Origin of the sequence: Lentzea jiangxiensis, assembly GCF_900104175.1 — a bacterium.
Taxonomy (GTDB): domain Bacteria; phylum Actinomycetota; class Actinomycetes; order Mycobacteriales; family Pseudonocardiaceae; genus Lentzea; species Lentzea jiangxiensis.
The window spans coordinates 98649-114272 of record NZ_FNIX01000019.1 but is presented as its reverse complement, the minus strand read 5'-3'; the positions used below and the strand labels follow the sequence as shown (position 1 = coordinate 114272).

Here is a 15624-nt window from a genome sequence, read left to right as displayed (position 1 = left end):
CGGGCGGTCGTCGGCGTGCGCAGAAAGCCGGAGGGGCTCTGATCTCTGCAGATCAGAGCCCCTCCGGCTTGTGTGGGCGATACTGGGATCGAACCAGTGACCTCTTCGGTGTGAACGAAGCGCTCTCCCGCTGAGCTAAACGCCCGTGTTCTGTTGTCTTGCCGTCCCGCTCTCGCGGTGTGGCCATAGCTTACAACATCATCAACGAGAACCAAAAATCGGGCTCTGCAACCAGCTCCACTCAAGGCCGAACCAGCCGCCTACCAGCGCGAACACGTTGAGGAGGTAGCAGGTGACGAGGACGATGCCGCAGACGCCGGCCATCACGAGGCCGCGGACCCAGGACGGCTGGCGCTTGAGCCACTCGACCCAGCGGTCGTAGTAGCGCTTCGCGAACTTGAGGACTCGGCCCGCCCACTCGAACTCCGTCGCGAGGATCGCGAGGCCCGCGAAGACCACGAGCCAGCCCGGGCCGGGGTACGGGATCATGATGACGCCCGCGACCAGCACGATGCCGCCGATCACGCCCACGCCGATGCGGTAGGCGAGGTTCAGCGCCGGGTTGCGGTGGAACCAGTGGCGCCAGCCCTTGTGCTCGTCCTCGGGCTTCACGTCGGGCTTCGTCATGTGTCGATCATCCTGTTGGGATTCAGGCGGGTGCAACCTGGCCTCCCGCCACCACGTCCGAGGGTTCCGGCGGGAGCTGGCGGCCTGGTTCGAGCGACACCGCGAAGGTCGTGTGCTTGTGCGCTTCGGACGACCAGGCCAGCAGTCGCGGGTCGGTCGAACCGGCTCGAACGTCGAACATCGCCAACGGTACCGGCGCTTTCGTGCTCGCACCCCAAACTACGTAAACATGGCCCGGGTCGTTCGGTTTCAGGCCCTTCGGCACCACGGCGGCGGCGGACGAGTTCGAGAGGACGACGGCCACCTCGTCACCCTTGTCGGTGCGCAGGACCGCCCTGTTCGTGCTCGGGTCGGCGGCCAGCGAGAGGGCCGTGTTCAGGTCGTTGGTGCGGGCTTCGGAGGCCGTCACCTGGTTCGAGAGCTGGTTCACGCGCACGCCGAGGTAGCCGCCTCCCGCCAGGACGGCGGCTGCGGCGGCCGCGGCCAGCAGCGCGCGGCCGGTGCGGCGGCGGTGTTGCGGGCGCAGCGGGATCGGGGCCGCCGCGTGGCGCGGGGTGTGGTCGTGCGCAGGGGGCTCCTGCGGGGTGTGCTCGATCTGCTCCATCAGCCTCGCGCGCAGGCGGGGTGGTGGCTGCTCCTGGCGGAGCGCTCCGCCGATGCCCGCCAAGACCTCCTGCGTCGCCCGCACCGTGCTCCGGCACGCGGGGCAGGCCGGCAGGTGGTCGCGGACCAGTGCTTCCTCGTCGGGCTCCAAGGAGTGCATCGCCCAGCCGACGGCGAGCTCCTCCTGGGCGCACGGGTCGCCGTTCACCGGTGTGCTCCCGTCGTCTCTCCGGTCTCGCCGGTCCACAAGTTCCCCAACGTCCCTCTCAGACGTCTTATGGCAGCGAACGTGCGCGATTTCACAGTCCCCAGTGGCACGCCTGTCAGCTTCGCAACCTCGCACTGCGTGTAGCCGCCCAGATAAGCAAGGGCTATCACTTGGCGCTGCTCTTCGGGCAACGTGTGGAGCGCTGCTCGGACCTCGGCGCTCACCACGCTGACCAACGCCGCGTGGTCCGAGCCCTCGGTGGGAGGCGGGGACACGTCGTCGGTGAGGGGAACAGTTCGGCGCCTTTGAGTGTTCTCTTTACGTACGGCATCCACCGCGCGGTGGTGAACCAAGGTCATCAACCAGGTGCCGAAACTTCCGCGGGTGGGGTCGAACCTGGCGGGGTGCCGCCAGAGCGCGAGGAAGGCCTCCTGGACGACGTCCTCGGCCAGTTCCGGGTCCACGCAGATGCGTCTGGCCAGCGAATAAGCTGGTGTGCCGTACCTGTCGTACAGCTCACCGAACGCCGGCCGATCGCCCTGTGCGAGCCTTTGCACCAGCTCGAAATCAGTCGGCCGGCCGTCGCGTGGCGCAGCGGCCGGGCCGGGCGGTTCAGCCACCAGAGATGTCCTCACGTCCAACATTCGCGCAACAGCCGGTACCGGGTTCAGGTTAGACCCAGCAAGATGGGGGTCGCTGAACATCTGCTGACGAGCGAGGAGGACACGGAGTGCGTGCAAGCGGTCGCGTTGCGGAGTCGAGCTGACCCAATGGGGTGATCTGACCCCGGATCGCGAGCGTTCCTCGCCACATGCACGTCACAACTGAGGTACTCGGTCGTTTCATTGACCGGGAAGGGAGAAGAGGGTAACGACGATGCGCAACGATCACGTGACGCTCCGCTCGACAGCGGTCTTCGACCTGCTGGCGCCGAGGACCCCTGCGGTTCCGGTTCAGGTGGAGCTGCGATACGACACGAAGGACCCGTACGCGGTAGTCGCCGCGTTCCGCACCGGCCGCGCCGGTTGGGTCGAGTGGGTGTACGCCCGCGACCTGCTCGCAGACGGTCTCATCGCCGACGCCGGCGACGGTGACGTCCGGATCCGCCCCGCCGCCGACGACCCCGAGGTCGTCGTGATCGAGCTGAGCTCCCCGTCCGGCCACGCCATGTTCGAGGCGTCCGCCCAGGAGCTCGCCGACTTCCTCGACCGCACCTACGACGTGGTCGTGCCGGGCAACGAGCACCTCTGGGTCAACGTCGACGAGGCGCTCACGCACCTCATCTCGAACGACCTGAGCTGAATAACCCGAGGTAGGGGGCCCGCGAAGGCGAAGCGGGCACCCCCGGTGAAAACCGCTTGAACCCCTCGTATAAGGTAGTTTCAACATCACGAAGTCAGTGATGTACGCGGATGTAGCGCAGTTGGTAGCGCATCACCTTGCCAAGGTGAGGGTCGCGAGTTCGAGTCTCGTCATCCGCTCTGTGAGTCCCTAGTGGAGTTTCACTGTGGACTCATGCTCCTGGCGGAGTGGCCGAGTGGTTTAGGCAAGGGCCTGCAAAGCCCTGTACACGGGTTCGATTCCCGTCTCCGCCTCGGACGATTAGCTCAGCGGGAGAGCACTACCTTGACACGGTAGGGGTCACTGGTTCAATCCCAGTATCGTCCACTCGGATCACCCAGCGGGGCCCGGTGCACATCGCACCGGGCCCCGCTGGCGTTGCCAGGGGCTGCCTGCGGGGGCGTCGGCCTCGAGATCAGCCGATTTGGAACTTCCGGGGACCGTCGGATAAAGTTCCTCTCGCGCCGCGGGAAACCGGGGAGCAAAGCGGATGTAGCGCAGTTGGTAGCGCATCACCTTGCCAAGGTGAGGGTCGCGAGTTCGAGTCTCGTCATCCGCTCGGACGATTAGCTCAGCGGGAGAGCACTACCTTGACACGGTAGGGGTCACTGGTTCAATCCCAGTATCGTCCACTCAGCACCGAAGAAGCCTTCTGGTCGAAGTCGATCGGGGGGCTTCTCGCTGTTCCGGGTTCGTGAAGTCGCCCGCCCGGTTTTTGTCCAATTTTTGGTCGCAACGGCCGAAAATGCCCACTTTTTTGTCTTTTATCGACCGTGTGCCGCATCTACCGTTGTTCCTCGTGTCCGGCTACGAGTTCGATTTCTTCATCAGCTACAGCCGTCAGGGCAACGTCCAGAAATGGCTGTTGAACCACTTCTACAACAAGCTGAAGGACTGCCTCGCCGACGAGTGCGCGCCGACGCCGAGGATCTACATGGACCGCCACATGCCCAAAGCGGTGCAGTGGGCGCACAACCTGCAGACCTCGCTGCGGCGCAGCAAGATCATGATCCAGGTCATGACACCGCACTACTTCACGTCGGGTTGGTGCATGGCGGAGCTGTACAGCATGCGGGCTCGGGAGGAGATGCTGGGTTTTGCCACCACCGAGATCCCTCAGGGATTGATCTATCCCATCCTCTTCTCTGATTCGGAGAACTTCCCGGAGGAGGAACGGATGCGCAGTTACCACGACTTCAAGGAATTCGCGCATCCCGATCCGGTGTACCAGCAGACCGTCCACTACTTCCAGTTCCACCAGGAAGTGAAGCGGCTGGCCCGGGATCTGGTGGAACTGGTCAACCAGGTTCCCGACTGGCAGCCCGACTGGCCGATCGTCGAGCTACCCGACCCGATCGTCACTCCGCGACCGCCTTTGCCGAGGTTCAAGCCATGTCCGGAACCGTGATCACGTTCTACTCCTACAAGGGCGGCGTCGGGCGCAGTTTCACCCTGGCCAACACGGCGGTGCTGCTCGCCCGCTGGGGCTATCGGGTGCTCGCCGTCGACTGGGACCTGGAAGCGCCCGGTCTTCACCTCTACTTCCGCCCCCACCTCTCCCACGTGCCGGACAGCGGTGTGGTGGATCTCGCTTACGACTTCCTCCAAAAGGTTGAAGTGCCTCCGGCACACACGGTTCGTGTCGACGTCGAGGGTGGCGTGCTCGACCTGATGGCGGCGGGCAAAGTGGTGGGGAACAAGCTCGACGCCGCCTACACGTACCGGATGCAGGAGATCGACTGGGAGGAGCTCTACGAACAGGGCTTCGCCGAATACCTCGAGGACCGTCGCGAGGAATGGATTGCCAAGTACGACTTCGTGCTGATCGACAGCCGTACCGGCGTCTCGGACATCGCCGGCATCTGCGCCGCGCAACTGCCGGACCGGTTGGTGGTGGTGTTCACCGCCAACGAGCAGAACCTCAACGAGGTCGTGGACATCGTCCACCTCGCGGATCAGGCACGGGACCGCTTGCCTTACGACCGGCCACGTCATCAGGTGATGCCGGTGCTATCTCGGCTCGACAACCGCATGGAGTACGAGCGGGCCGAGGAATGGCAGCAGAAGTGCGTCGGCGTCGTTGCGCCGTTGTTCAACAACTGGCTGGTGAAGGGCGTTACTCCGGAACAGATGGTGCGACATCTGACGGTGCCGTACATCTCGTACTGGAGCTTCGGCGAACTGCTGCCGGTGCTGGCCGAGCGACCTCCGTCCTCGGACCAGATCTCGTTCGCTCTGGAAACCGTCGCTGCGGTGATCGCCCAGGAGTTCGACCGGACCGACCTCCTGGCTGACAACCGCGACGCCTACGTGGCGGCGGCCCGCTCGCGACACCGCCGCAAGTTCGACTGGGACCTTCTGGTGTCCAGTCCGCGGACGCTCTGGCGCACTGGGACGGAACTCATCACCGAACTGCGGTTGCTCGGGGTGACAGCCGACAGGTCGGTGTCGGGAGACCCTGAATTCCTCGATCAGACGGACGATCCCGCCGAGCACCTCTGCCTCGTGGTCGACGGTGCGCTGAGCCGGTGGCAGTTGACCGAGGCGGAACGTTTCATGCGACGCACCCTCGGACCGGACGGGTCTCAGCGGCAGATGTTCTGCCTGCTCACCCGAGGCACGGACCGTGAGCTGCTACCCGGCTTCCTGCGCAGCTTGCGGCACCTGCAGTTCGACCCGACCGGGCGGCCCGCGCAGGTGGCGCGTGAGCTGCACGACCTCATCAAGGCGGCCCCTGCGCCCGAGACCGAGCCGGATCTCGAAGCGCTGCGCATCGCGGAGGCCGCCCTGCGCGAGCTGCCGGACCAACTTTCCTACGAAGCACGGCTCGCACTGCTCGGGGAGGCGGTGGGCGGGATGACGAGCGCCCTCGACGACGGGGACATGGACCTCCTCCGCGACCGGTCGGCGGACCTGATGCTGCTCAGCAAGAGCCGGAGCAACGGTACCGGCGTGCCGGTACCGGGGCGGTTGCGCGCAGAGGTGGGCGCACTGCTCACCCGCATCGATCGACGAATCAACGCGTTCACGGACTGAAAGGCGGCGTGATGCCGGAGACGTACAGCCCTCAGGCACGAGCGGCACTGATGCAGCTCATGCTGGAAGACCGCGCCATCCCGCACAAGGAGTTGACCGACCGGTTCAAGATCAAGCTGCCGCCGAAGGTGCGCGGCCCGCTGAACGACGACGACCTGATGTCGACCTCGAAGGAGGCCGGCAAGCTTGTGCACGAGATCACCGACAAGGGTGTCGAGTGGTGCATGAAGGATCTCGTCCGCGGTGATGCGCCCACCCATGCCGGACCGCTGGCTCGGGCGCACACCGAGATGCTCCGCCGGGTCATCGGGTTTCTCCACCGCCGCGGCCTGCTCGTCGAGGCGGTCCGATCTGAGGACCTGGAGTCGCTGATCCGAGCGGTCTACGGCGACCTGGCCAGCGCGCCGGAGGAGTGGATCCGCCTGGCCCGCATCCGCCCCCGGTTGAACGGAGCCGAGAAGAGCCAGGTGGACGAGGTGCTGCTGGAGATGCTGAAGACCGGGACCGTCCACCTGGCACCGGACTCGAACACGAAGATGCTCAGCGCGGACGACCGCGCCGCCGCGGTGCGGATCGGCGGTGAGGACTTGCACCTCATCGCGATCGAGGAATCGTCATGACCGCGCAACTGCGAGAAGCGCTCGCCGCGTTGCGCTTCAACTCCGCCGAGACACCGGATGACGTCTGGCAGACCTCGCCTTCGCACGTCGACGGTCTGCACCCCAGAGCGGAGCACCGCATCAGGACTGGCATTGCGGACGCCAAAGCGAGCACGGGGCCGAGCCCGATCGGACTTGCACTGCAGGGACGCAAGGGCATCGGCAAGACCCACCTGCTCGGTTCGGTACGTCGAGTCGTACAGCGAGAAGGGGGCTACTTCTTCCTGATCGAGCTCACGTCCGGCCAAATGTTCTGGGACGACGTCGCGGACGCGATGCGCAGCGAACTGCTCAGGGCCAACGATGACGGTGTCTTCCAGCTGACGGTGCTGTTGAAGCAGCTGTGCGAACGAGCTGCCTCGTCGGTAGAGGTCACGCGCGCGGTTCTGGGTGAGGCTCCGCTGATCCCGGACGATCTTCGTGCGTTGCTCAACGGACTGCGCCAGGTGGACGGACGAATCGCCGTCGAGTGCGGTGACACGATCAAAGCTCTCGTGCTCTACGCCTCCGAGCACGCGGACATCGGCCGGTCCTACCTCGAGGGCCTCGACGAGTTGCAGGACGAGCGCCGCCACTGGGGCCTCCCGGTCAAGCCGAAGCGTCCGCAGACGCTCGTGCGGGACATCTCACGCATCCTCGCGATGACGGGGCCGTGCGTGATCGCGGTCGACCAGCTGGACACACTGGTGAACAAGAGTCAGGACGCCTTCGACGACGACACGTCGAACAGCGAGTTGGCGCAGGAGATCGCACTCATCTCGGACGGGTTGATGCAGCTCCGCGAGACCACGAGGCGAACGTTGACGATCGTGGCCTGCCTGCCGAACACGTGGGTGAAACTCGGGTCGATCGCGAGCGACACTGTGGGTGACCGCTTCTCCACCACCCCGATCCTCTCCGCGATCATGGACGGCGGGATCGCACGCACGCTCGTGGAGAAGTGGCTGGGGACGATCTACCAGCGCAAGGGGATCATTCCACCGCATCCGACCTGGCCCGTTGCCGCGGAAGCGTTCGATTCCTGGCAACCGATGACTCCACGCGAGCTGCTCAAGCGGATCCACGCACATGCCGAGAGCTGCTTCCACGGTGAGATCGAGGAACTGCGGTCGTTCGACGAGAAGCAGCAGCCTCGTGAGGAAGCGGTGCAGAGCGTCGCCGCGGTGACCGCGGAGCAGGAGTTCGACGACCTTGCCGAGCTCGACGCCGAGTTCGCGCGGCTGCGCGCGAAGGCGGGCCTTGCGGCCGCCGACGTCAAGCCGCACAACGAGGACGAGGTCATGCCGGCACTGCTGCTGGCAGGCTTGAGGTCCTGGGTCACCGAAATCGGCAACGACGACCTCACCTGGCACCCGGAACCCCAGCTGGACGACAACAGCCTGCACGCGGGACTTCGCCACACCGTGGACGAGGAGAAGGACGTTGAGGAACGCTGGGTGTTCCGGCTTATCGCCAGCAGCCACGGCAACCGCGTGCTGCGCAGGCTCCGGGACGCCCGTGCCGCGGCGGAGAACGTGCGGGGCCGCCACCTGATCCTCATCCGCAACGGCGCCAAGGGGTGGACCGGCGCGAAGACCCGCGGCGAGGTCGCTGAGTTCGAACGCAGCGGCGGCAGGAGCATCGACGTCTCCGATGACGACCTACGCACCTTCGGAGCGCTCAAAGAGATGTGGTCCACCCAGAGCTACCAGCTGTTCGCGTGGCTCGCCGCGCGCAAACCCGCCAGCAGCACCACGTTCCTGCGGCAGATCATGCCCGATCCGACGCGCACCACTCCGAGAGGAGGACGGCAGGAGACGCGTCCTCCGCCGCGGCGGAAGCTCGAACCGCCCCGGCTGGGGCCAGAACCGAACCCCGTGCAGATGCCGGAACCGCCTTCGCTGCCTGAGGTGCCGCAGCCGCATCAGGGAAGGCAGCGGCAGGGCGCGCAAGAGGGCGAGATCGTGCTCGGGATGGACGGGGAGATCCGGATCGCGCTGGAGTCGTTGCGCAAGCACGCGATCGTCTTCGCCGGATCGGGTAGCGGCAAGACGGTGTTGTTGCGCCGGATCGTCGAAGAGTGTGCGTTGCAAGGGGTTTCGGCGATCGTGCTGGATCCCAACAACGACCTGGCGCGGCTCGGGGACGCTTGGCCCGAGCCGCCGGGGGAGTGGCGGCCGGGTGACCGGGAGGCGGCTGCCGAGTACCTGGCCGGCACCGAGGTCGTCGTGTGGACGCCCGGGCGGGCTGGTGGGCGGCCGTTGGTGTTCCACCCGTTGCCCGATTTCGCCGAGGTGCGGGGGGACGAGGACGAGTTCGTCGCCGCCATCGAGGCCGCGGTTGCCCGGCTGGTGCCCCATGCGCGGATTGGCAACGAGACGAAGTTCGCCGTGAGAGGGCGGGCTGTGCTCAAGGAGGCGTTGAAGCACTATGCGCGCAGCGATCGGCGGGATCTCGGTGGGTTCGTCGATCTGCTGGCCGAGTTGCCGGAGGGGGTCAGCGGGTTGAACTCGGCGCCGGCCACGGCCGCGGATCTCGCCGAGACGCTGCGGGCGGCCATGGTCAACGACCCGTTGCTCGGTGGGCGGGGCGAGCCGACCGATCCCGGTGTGCTGCTCCAGCCGTCCGCGGGGAAGAGGGCGCGGATCTCGGTGATCAATTTCGTCGGGCTGCCGTCGGACGAGCAGCGGCAGGGGTTCATCAGCCAGTTGCAGCTGGAGGTGTTCGCCTGGATCAAGCGGAACCCGGCGGTGGACCGGCCGCTGGGCGGGCTGATGGTGATGGACGAGGCTCAGACGATCGCGCCGTCCGGTGGGGTCACGGCCAGCACGCAGACGACGATCCTGCTGGCTTCGCAGGCTCGGAAGTACGGGCTCGGGTTGCTGCTCGCCACGCAGGCGCCCAAGGGTGTGCACAACCAGATCACCGGCAACGCCACCACGCAGTTCTTCGGGCGGTTGAACAGTCCCGCGCAGATCGCGGCGGCGACGGAGATGGCTCGTGCCAAGGGGAGCTCGGTCGCGGACATCTCGCGGCTGGAACGCGGGCAGTTCTACGTCACCGGGGACACGTTCGGGTTCCGGCGGATGCTGGCACCGATGTGCCTGAGCCACCACCCTCCGAGTCCGCTGCGGCTGGAGGAAGTGGTCGAGCGGGCCAGGCAGTGAGAAAGGGCGGTGTCCCCCCGAAGGGGGACACCGCCCTTTTCGCGTCACGCGGTCGCGGTCAGCATGCCCTCGATGCGGTGCCACAGCGTGGAGAACTGGTCGGTCGAGCCGCCGATGACGACGAAGTTCACGATGTCGTCGTTGACGCCGTCGTTGCGCACCTCCACGGCGTAGACCGCGTCCTCCGCGCGCTCGACGCGCACCGCGACCGTGGTGTCGCCGAGGTGCATCGTGCCGGCGAGGCCGCGCTTGGCGAGTGCCGGCGACGCGGCGGCGAACTGCTCGGCCAGGGTGCGCAGGGGGTTGTTGTCCTGAACAGCGACCTCGGGTTCCGGCTCCGGCTGCTTGAGCGCGGTCACGAGGTCGGCGACGGGAACCCTGCGACGTCCTGCGGTCTCGGCGGCCTCGACGCGCGCGACCAGGGTGTCGACGAGGTGCTCGTCCGCGCGCAGGTGTGCTGAGGACGTGGCGTTCTCACCGGTCAGCACCGGCAGCACGTGCTCGTCGTTCGTCTTCACCTCGTCCTCACCGGACACGAACGGCACGAGGAAGCGCACCTCCGCCTCGGGGAGGTCGTTGCTCTCCAGCACGGTCAGGCCGCGCTGGCGGCACGCCTCGACCACCTCGTCCACCACGGCGCGCTGCTCCTCGGTGAACGACACGGCGATGTCGTAGCTCGCGGATTCGGTCACTCCAACCTCCTTGTTGTGACTCCCCGGCCGGCGGCCGGGTGCGCGCAGCATCCACGCCCGGTGTTGACCAGAAGTGGATGAGGAGTGGACGTGTTGACCACCTCGGTGGGCAACGGGAAACACCTGGTTCCGCGCTTTTCGAAGACGAATGCTCGAAGGGAGCCCGCCGGAGAGCGGGCGAAATCCGAAAAACAAATCCGATCCCTTCGGAGGATTCGCCATGTCCAAAATCGTGTCCACTTTCGCCGCGGGTACCGCCACTCTGCTGACCGCGATCGCGGTCGCTGCTTCCGTTTCCGGCGGTGTCGTGGCGAACGCCGACGACACCCCGCCGCCGCCTCCCACCACGACCACGACCACGGAAAACCAGCAGGGCGGCGGCAACCCGTGGCACGGGTGAGCTAGCACGAATGAGCGCCCCGGCCATTTCTCGGAAACGGCCGGGGCGATTGCGATCCAACGGTTGGTGATGGTGTACTCGGCTCACGCCGGAGCGGGAGGCAAATCGTGGCCGAAACTTTTGGTGAGTTGCTGCGAGCACATCGCGTCGCGGCAGGACTGTCGATGGGACAGTTGGCCAAGCTGATCCACTACAGCAAGGGTTATCTCAGCAAGATCGAGAACGACCTCAAACCGCCGACGCCCACGGTGGCCCGGCTCTGCGACGGCGTGCTGGACGTCGGTGGCCGGTTGGTCGAGGCAGCCCTGCACGTCGGACCGTCCTCCCACGACGGCCAGGCGCTCGGCCGGCGTCAGGTGCTCGTGGCCGGAACGATGCTCGGCGTCGGCGCGCTCACCGGCAGCGGACGGCGGCCGGTGCCGGACGAGCACGTGATCGCCGGCATGCGCACCTCGTTCGAACAGCTGCAAGGGCTCGGTCTGCGCACCAGCCCCCAGGTGGTCCTCGAACCGTTGCAAGCGCTGCAGCACACGGTGCACGGCATGGCGCGGGAGAACGCCGGCCCGGTGGGGACCCGGTTGCTCCGGCTCGCCGCGCGGATCGCCGAGTACACCGGCTGGATGTGCCAGGAAGCGGGCGACGAGCAGCGGGCCCTGTGGTGGACCAGGCACTCCTCCGAGCTCGCGCGCGCGGCGGGCGACGCGGACATCGCGAGCTACGCGTTCGTGCGGGAAGCGGGTCTCGCGCTCTACCGCCAGGATGCGGCCACCACGGTCAACCTCGCCCAGCAGGCGCAGTGGATCGGGCAGGCGGGTTCTCGCGTTCTCGCCCTGGCCGCACGGCGTGAGGCGCAGGGGCACGCACTCGCGGGAGACCGCGGTGCCGCGGAACGGGCCTTCGACCTCGCCGCACAGCGGATGGAGTCCGTCCCACCCGACAGCCCCTACCCCGCGCTCGGGTCGAGTGTCCCGGACCCGCTGGAACTGGCCAGGGGCTGGTCGCTCGCCGATCTCGGGCTCAACGCGCGAGCCGCCGAAGTGCTGGGCGGCCAACTCGCCCTGGTGCCGGCCACGTCACGCCGCAGCCGGGCCCGGTTCGGCATCCGGCGGTCGCTCGCCCACGCGTTGTCGGGCGAGGTCGACGAGAGCTGCCGGACGCTCGTGCAGACGCTGGACGACGTGGCGCACGTCGACTCCGCGACGGTCCGCACGGACCTGCGCCAGCTCGCCAGAACCTTGGGCAGGTGGCACAACCACGGTGCGGTGCGCGAGGTCTACCCCGACCTGAAGCGGCTGCTGGCTCACCGCTGACCGCACGCGCAGGTCAACACCGCACGCTCGAGCCGCACCTCGTCGGCTTCGGGCTGGTCGAGTTCGCGGTACACAGCCTCCGCCGCGTTCCAGTGCGGCACAGCGTCCGCGTGCCTGCCCAGGGCGTGCATCGTGCGTGCGGCGCCGATCTCACCGTACGACTCGTGCGTGCGGTTGCCGGTGCCGCCGGCCACGTCCAGCAACGACTGGTAGAGCCGCAACGCCGCACGCAGGTCGCCGCGGTCGGTCTCCGTGGCGGCCCGATCGCGGAAGAGCCTCGCCTGGAGTTCCGCGTCCGCCAGCCCGGTGGCCGCCCTCGCCGCCAGGTCGTGGTGGTGCACCGCTTCGGGAATCCTGCCCGCGAGCCGGTGCGCGTCGGCGATGTTGGTCAACGCGTAGGCCGCCACGCAGGAGTCACCGAGCTCGAGCGCGATCTCGTGCGCCTCCAGGTGGTCGGGGATGGCCTCGTCGATCATCCCGAGGTGCTGCCGGTTCGCGCCGAGGTTGTTGAGCGCGTGAGCGAGTCCCTGCAGGTGCCCGATCTCCCGCATGATCCGGGCGGAGGCTTCGTGCTGCCGCACGGCGACGGCATACCTGCCGTGCTGTTCGTTGAGGTAGCCGAGCAGGCTCAGCGCGTGGCCCTGGCCGCGCAGATCCCCGACCTGCTCGTATTTCGTCAGCGCCGCCTCGTAGTGGCGTGCCGCTTCGTCGTGCGCCCCGAGTTGCATCGTGGACACGGCGATCGCGCACAGGGCCGCGGCCTCGCCAGGGACATCGCCCAGGCGGGTGAAGAGCGCCAACGCCTGTTCGGCAAGGTCGAGTGCCTCGGCGTGCCGGCCGCACCGGTCGTTCGCGGTGGAGAGCCGGGACAGCAGGTGCGCGCGGCCGAAGTCGTCGTCCACCCGCACGGACTTCACGGCGTCGATCCAGTCGTCGAACCGGTTCGCGGTGTTGAAGTGCCGCCAGATCAACGCCGCCAGTCGCCACGCGTGGTCCGGCTCGGCCTGCCGGATGGCGGCCATCAGGTTGTCGCGCTCGGCTGTGATCCACGCCAGCGCCGGGTCCTGGCTGGAGAACGTGCGGCTGAGCGGGCTCTCACGGTCCACCGGTGGTTGGACGGTGCGGTCGAACGGGTGGGCGACGCTCACCGCGTTCGCCAGCGTCACCAGGTAGAAGTCCAGCAGACGCGTGACGGCGGCCAAGTCCCGTGGTTCGAGAGCGGCGTACTCCTTGATGGAGTCGAGCATCTGGTAGCGGTCCGGCGCGACCTCTTCGAGCAGGCAGACCTCGTGCAGGTCGTCGAGGAGCTTGCGGGCGGTGGCGATGTCGCTTCCGATGAGGGCTGCCGCGCCGACGACGTCGACGTCAGGTCCCGGCAGGTGCCCGAACAACCGGAAGACCCGTTGCTGGTGGACGTCGAGCTCGCGGTAGGAGGCGTGGATGGCCGCCCCGTCCTCCCGCCACGCCCCGCTGTCGTCCATCCGGCCGAGCAGGTGGTCGAGCGACCACCGGTCGTGCTTGCGCAGCAACGCCGCCGCGATGGTGATCGACACCGGGAGGTATCCGCAGCGCTTGACCAGTCCCGCCACCTCCGCCGCCCTGCCGCGCACACGGGCCTGCCCGGTGAGCCGCTGGAACAGTGCCGACGCGTCGGCGGGTGGCATCGGTGCCAGGCGGACGTGCTCGGTGATGTCCGGCTCGCCCATCCTCCTGCTCGTCACGACGGCGAAGCACTCGGGGGTCTCCGGCAGCAACGGCCGGACCTGGTCGGGTGACGCCGCGTTGTCCAGCACCACCAGCGTTTTCGTTCCGTAGAGGTGGGTTTGGTAGAGCGTCGCCTTGCGGCCCACCGTGTCCGGGATCTGCTCGGCGGGCACGCCCAGCTCGGTGAGCAGCTGGGTCAGGGCGTCCGACACGGACATCGGCGCCACGTTCGGCGTGAAACCGTTGAGCCGCACCATGAGCTGGCCGTCCGGGAACCGGTGGCGCAGGCGGTGTGCGGCCTCGACGGCCAAGCCGGTCTTGCCGGTGCCGTGGGCACCGCTGATCCACACCGCGCGGCGTTCGTCGGAGCCGGCGGCGGCCGCCTCGATCTTGACAAGTTCCTCGGAACGGCCGGTGAACCCACCGGGACGTGACGGCAGCGAGCTGACCGGTTCACCGCGCCGCGCGCGTTCCGCGAGGTTGCGCAGCACCGTTCCGGGTTCGATGCCGGACTCGGCCAGGGCTTGGGCCGCGGTGTCGAACGCCCTGATCGCGCCGGCCTGGTCGCCATCCGCGATCAACGCCCGCATCAGGAACTCCGCGTACTTCTGGTTGTCCGGGGAAGTGCGGACCGCGCGGCGCATCCGGTCCCGGGCCGACCTGTGGTCGCCCGTCACCAGCTCCAGTTCCGCCAGGTCGCCCAGCGCGTCGTGGTAGGTCTCGTCGGGGATGAAGACGTCGGCGCCACCGACCCTGTCGATGTCGATGTCCTCCAGGAACCGGCCGCGCCACAGCGCCACCGCCTCGCGCAGCCGATCGATGGCTTTGCGCTGGTCGTTGTCCTGCTGAGCCTGGGCGGCTTCCCCACGCAACCGGTCGAAGCGGACGATGTCGATGTCGTCCTCCTCGACGCGCAGCACGTACCCGGTCGCCGTCGTCTCGATCGACGTGCCGGTCGGCTCGAACGCCTTGCGCAACTTGTTGATGTAGCCGCGGACCAGCGTTCGGCGTTCGGGCTGGTCGGGCCACACGACCTCGGTGATCCGTTCAGCTGACACGGGTTTGTTCGCGTTCAACAGGAGCACGACGAGGATGAACCGTTGCTGCAGGTCACCCAGGGGCACGGAGGTGTCTCCGTGCCACGCTTCCAGCGGCCCCAGCATCCGGAATTCCACGCCGTCCTCCTAGGTGTCCGAGCCTTCATCCGGATGGAATGTCGTACAAGGCGCCGTTGGTGTGTCAGCGAATCAGCTTTTTGTCCACGTTTGATCAACGCGATCCGGTAACGGTGGCTCCCGTGGCGGTCGGGTGCTGAGGGGAGACGGATGGTTCCGGACGTGTTGCCGTGCTACCTGGTGTGTGACGTGTCGTTGTCGATGAGCGGCCACATCGACGAGGTGAACGCGGGTGTGCGCGAGTTCCGCGGTGTGGTGCACGCGGATCGGCGGCCGGCCGCGCAGGTTCGGCTCTGCGTGGTCGTCTTCGCGGAGAGCCCGACGGTCGTGCGGCCGTTGCTGCCCGCGCTCGACCGGGCCGCCGTGATCAGGCCGCGCCTGGAACCCGGCTCCGACTTCGGCTCCGCGTTCACCCTCGTGCGCACCACGATCGAGAGCGATGTCGAAGACCTGAAGGCACAGCGCATCCCGGTCCGCCGTCCGGTCCTCTTCTTCGTCTCCGACGGCAGGGCGACCGACCAGGCGTGGCCCGCCGCGCTGGCCCGTCTCACCGCCACGACGTCGTGTCCCGAGATGATCGCGTTCGGGGTCGGGGCCGTCGATCAGACGGCGCTCGACCGCATCGGCACGTCGCGGGTCTTCCTGGGCCGGGACGGCGTGCGCCTGGGGGTCGCGCTCGCCTCGTCGGTGGCGCGGACCGCGCTGAGACCGGAGCACGTGTGA

At 67.6% G+C, this 15624-nt stretch carries 13 protein-coding genes and 6 tRNA genes; 13 read left to right on the top strand and 6 right to left on the bottom strand.

Annotated elements, in window-relative coordinates:
• Nucleotides 1-73: 73 nt before the first annotated feature.
• The 4 genes from BLQ91_RS33005 to BLQ91_RS32990 form a co-directional block, all read right to left on the bottom strand.
• Nucleotides 74-145 (bottom strand) — tRNA-Val (locus BLQ91_RS33005).
• 56 nt (nt 146-201) lie between these two features.
• Nucleotides 202-627: a TIGR02611 family protein gene (locus tag BLQ91_RS33000; RefSeq protein WP_090103291.1), complete on the bottom strand. Its 426-nt coding sequence runs from the start codon at nt 625-627 to the stop codon at nt 202-204.
• Between the two features lie 22 nt (nt 628-649).
• The gene (locus tag BLQ91_RS32995) at nt 650-1438 is read right to left on the bottom strand and encodes an anti-sigma factor (protein WP_090103289.1); all 789 of its coding nucleotides are present in this window, start codon (nt 1436-1438) and stop codon (nt 650-652) included.
• The gene (locus tag BLQ91_RS32990) at nt 1435-2058 is read right to left on the bottom strand and encodes an RNA polymerase sigma factor (RefSeq protein ID WP_245734004.1); all 624 of its coding nucleotides are present in this window, start codon (nt 2056-2058) and stop codon (nt 1435-1437) included. Before BLQ91_RS32990 ends, BLQ91_RS32995 begins: the two co-directional genes overlap by 4 nt.
• Before the next feature lie 256 nt (nt 2059-2314).
• On the opposite strand from BLQ91_RS32990, the gene BLQ91_RS32985 reads away from it, so the two are divergent.
• The 10 genes from BLQ91_RS32985 (at nt 2315) to BLQ91_RS32940 (ending at nt 9620) form a co-directional block, all read left to right on the top strand.
• Entirely contained in the window at nt 2315-2740 is a 426-nt protein-coding gene (locus tag BLQ91_RS32985) for an SsgA family sporulation/cell division regulator (RefSeq protein ID WP_030477975.1), read from the top strand.
• Nucleotides 2741-2846: 106 nt separating this feature from the next.
• Nucleotides 2847-2919: transfer RNA gene (locus BLQ91_RS32980), tRNA-Gly, on the top strand.
• Between the two features lie 42 nt (nt 2920-2961).
• Nucleotides 2962-3033, top strand: a tRNA-Cys gene (locus tag BLQ91_RS32975).
• A gap of 1 nt (nt 3034) precedes the next feature.
• A tRNA-Val gene (locus BLQ91_RS32970) sits at nt 3035-3106 on the top strand.
• Between the two features lie 159 nt (nt 3107-3265).
• Nucleotides 3266-3338: transfer RNA gene (locus BLQ91_RS32965), tRNA-Gly, on the top strand.
• A 1-nt stretch (nt 3339) separates the two neighbouring features.
• A tRNA-Val gene (locus BLQ91_RS32960) sits at nt 3340-3411 on the top strand.
• 167 nt (nt 3412-3578) lie between these two features.
• Nucleotides 3579-4187 (top strand): TIR domain-containing protein, encoded by a 609-nt coding sequence (locus BLQ91_RS32955; protein WP_090103370.1) that lies wholly within the window; start codon nt 3579-3581, stop codon nt 4185-4187.
• Nucleotides 4172-5815 carry a KGGVGR-motif variant AAA ATPase gene (locus BLQ91_RS32950; protein WP_090103285.1) on the top strand — a complete coding sequence of 548 codons (1644 nt, stop codon included), beginning with the start codon at nt 4172-4174 and terminating at the stop codon, nt 5813-5815. Before BLQ91_RS32955 ends, BLQ91_RS32950 begins: the two co-directional genes overlap by 16 nt.
• Nucleotides 5816-5826: 11 nt before the next feature.
• Nucleotides 5827-6435, top strand: coding sequence for a hypothetical protein (locus BLQ91_RS32945; protein ID WP_090103283.1), 609 nt, complete (start codon nt 5827-5829; stop codon nt 6433-6435).
• The gene (locus BLQ91_RS32940; protein WP_090103281.1) at nt 6432-9620 is read left to right on the top strand and encodes an ATP-binding protein; all 3189 of its coding nucleotides are present in this window, start codon (nt 6432-6434) and stop codon (nt 9618-9620) included. Before BLQ91_RS32945 ends, BLQ91_RS32940 begins: the two co-directional genes overlap by 4 nt.
• Nucleotides 9621-9664: 44 nt before the next feature.
• Here the strand turns inward: BLQ91_RS32940 and BLQ91_RS32935 are convergent, their stop codons facing one another.
• The gene (locus tag BLQ91_RS32935) at nt 9665-10312 is read right to left on the bottom strand and encodes a hypothetical protein (protein WP_090103279.1); all 648 of its coding nucleotides are present in this window, start codon (nt 10310-10312) and stop codon (nt 9665-9667) included.
• A 220-nt stretch (nt 10313-10532) separates the two neighbouring features.
• Between BLQ91_RS32935 and BLQ91_RS32930 the strand changes: the two genes are divergently transcribed.
• Together BLQ91_RS32930 and BLQ91_RS32925 are read left to right on the top strand one after the other, a co-directional pair.
• On the top strand, nt 10533-10712 hold the full coding sequence (locus BLQ91_RS32930) for a hypothetical protein (RefSeq protein ID WP_090103277.1): 180 nt from the start codon (nt 10533-10535) through the stop codon (nt 10710-10712).
• Between the two features lie 107 nt (nt 10713-10819).
• A complete protein-coding gene (locus tag BLQ91_RS32925; RefSeq protein WP_090103275.1) occupies nt 10820-12022 on the top strand; it encodes a helix-turn-helix domain-containing protein in 1203 nt (400 codons plus the stop codon).
• On the opposite strand, the gene BLQ91_RS32920 is transcribed toward BLQ91_RS32925, so the two are convergent.
• Nucleotides 12013-14901 (bottom strand): AfsR/SARP family transcriptional regulator, encoded by a 2889-nt coding sequence (locus BLQ91_RS32920; protein WP_245734002.1) that lies wholly within the window; start codon nt 14899-14901, stop codon nt 12013-12015. The genes BLQ91_RS32925 and BLQ91_RS32920 overlap by 10 nt on opposite strands.
• A 150-nt stretch (nt 14902-15051) precedes the next feature.
• Between BLQ91_RS32920 and BLQ91_RS32915 the strand changes: the two genes are divergently transcribed.
• Nucleotides 15052-15624, top strand: a complete 573-nt coding sequence (locus tag BLQ91_RS32915; RefSeq protein ID WP_090103273.1) for a vWA domain-containing protein — start codon at nt 15052-15054, stop codon at nt 15622-15624.

Bases quoted from the DNA above. Each gene is read 5' to 3' on its own strand.
- BLQ91_RS32930 (WP_090103277.1), top strand. From the start codon at position 10,533: ATGTCCAAAATCGTGTCCACTTTCGCCGCGGGTACCGCCACTCTGCTG.
- BLQ91_RS32915 (WP_090103273.1), top strand. From the start codon at position 15,052: ATGGTTCCGGACGTGTTGCCGTGCTACCTGGTGTGTGACGTGTCGTTG.
- BLQ91_RS33000 (WP_090103291.1), bottom strand. From the start codon at position 627: ATGACGAAGCCCGACGTGAAGCCCGAGGACGAGCACAAGGGCTGGCGC.
- BLQ91_RS32950 (WP_090103285.1), top strand. From the start codon at position 4,172: ATGTCCGGAACCGTGATCACGTTCTACTCCTACAAGGGCGGCGTCGGG.
- BLQ91_RS32985 (WP_030477975.1), top strand. From the start codon at position 2,315: ATGCGCAACGATCACGTGACGCTCCGCTCGACAGCGGTCTTCGACCTG.
- BLQ91_RS32940 (WP_090103281.1), top strand. From the start codon at position 6,432: ATGACCGCGCAACTGCGAGAAGCGCTCGCCGCGTTGCGCTTCAACTCC.
- BLQ91_RS32945 (WP_090103283.1), top strand. From the start codon at position 5,827: ATGCCGGAGACGTACAGCCCTCAGGCACGAGCGGCACTGATGCAGCTC.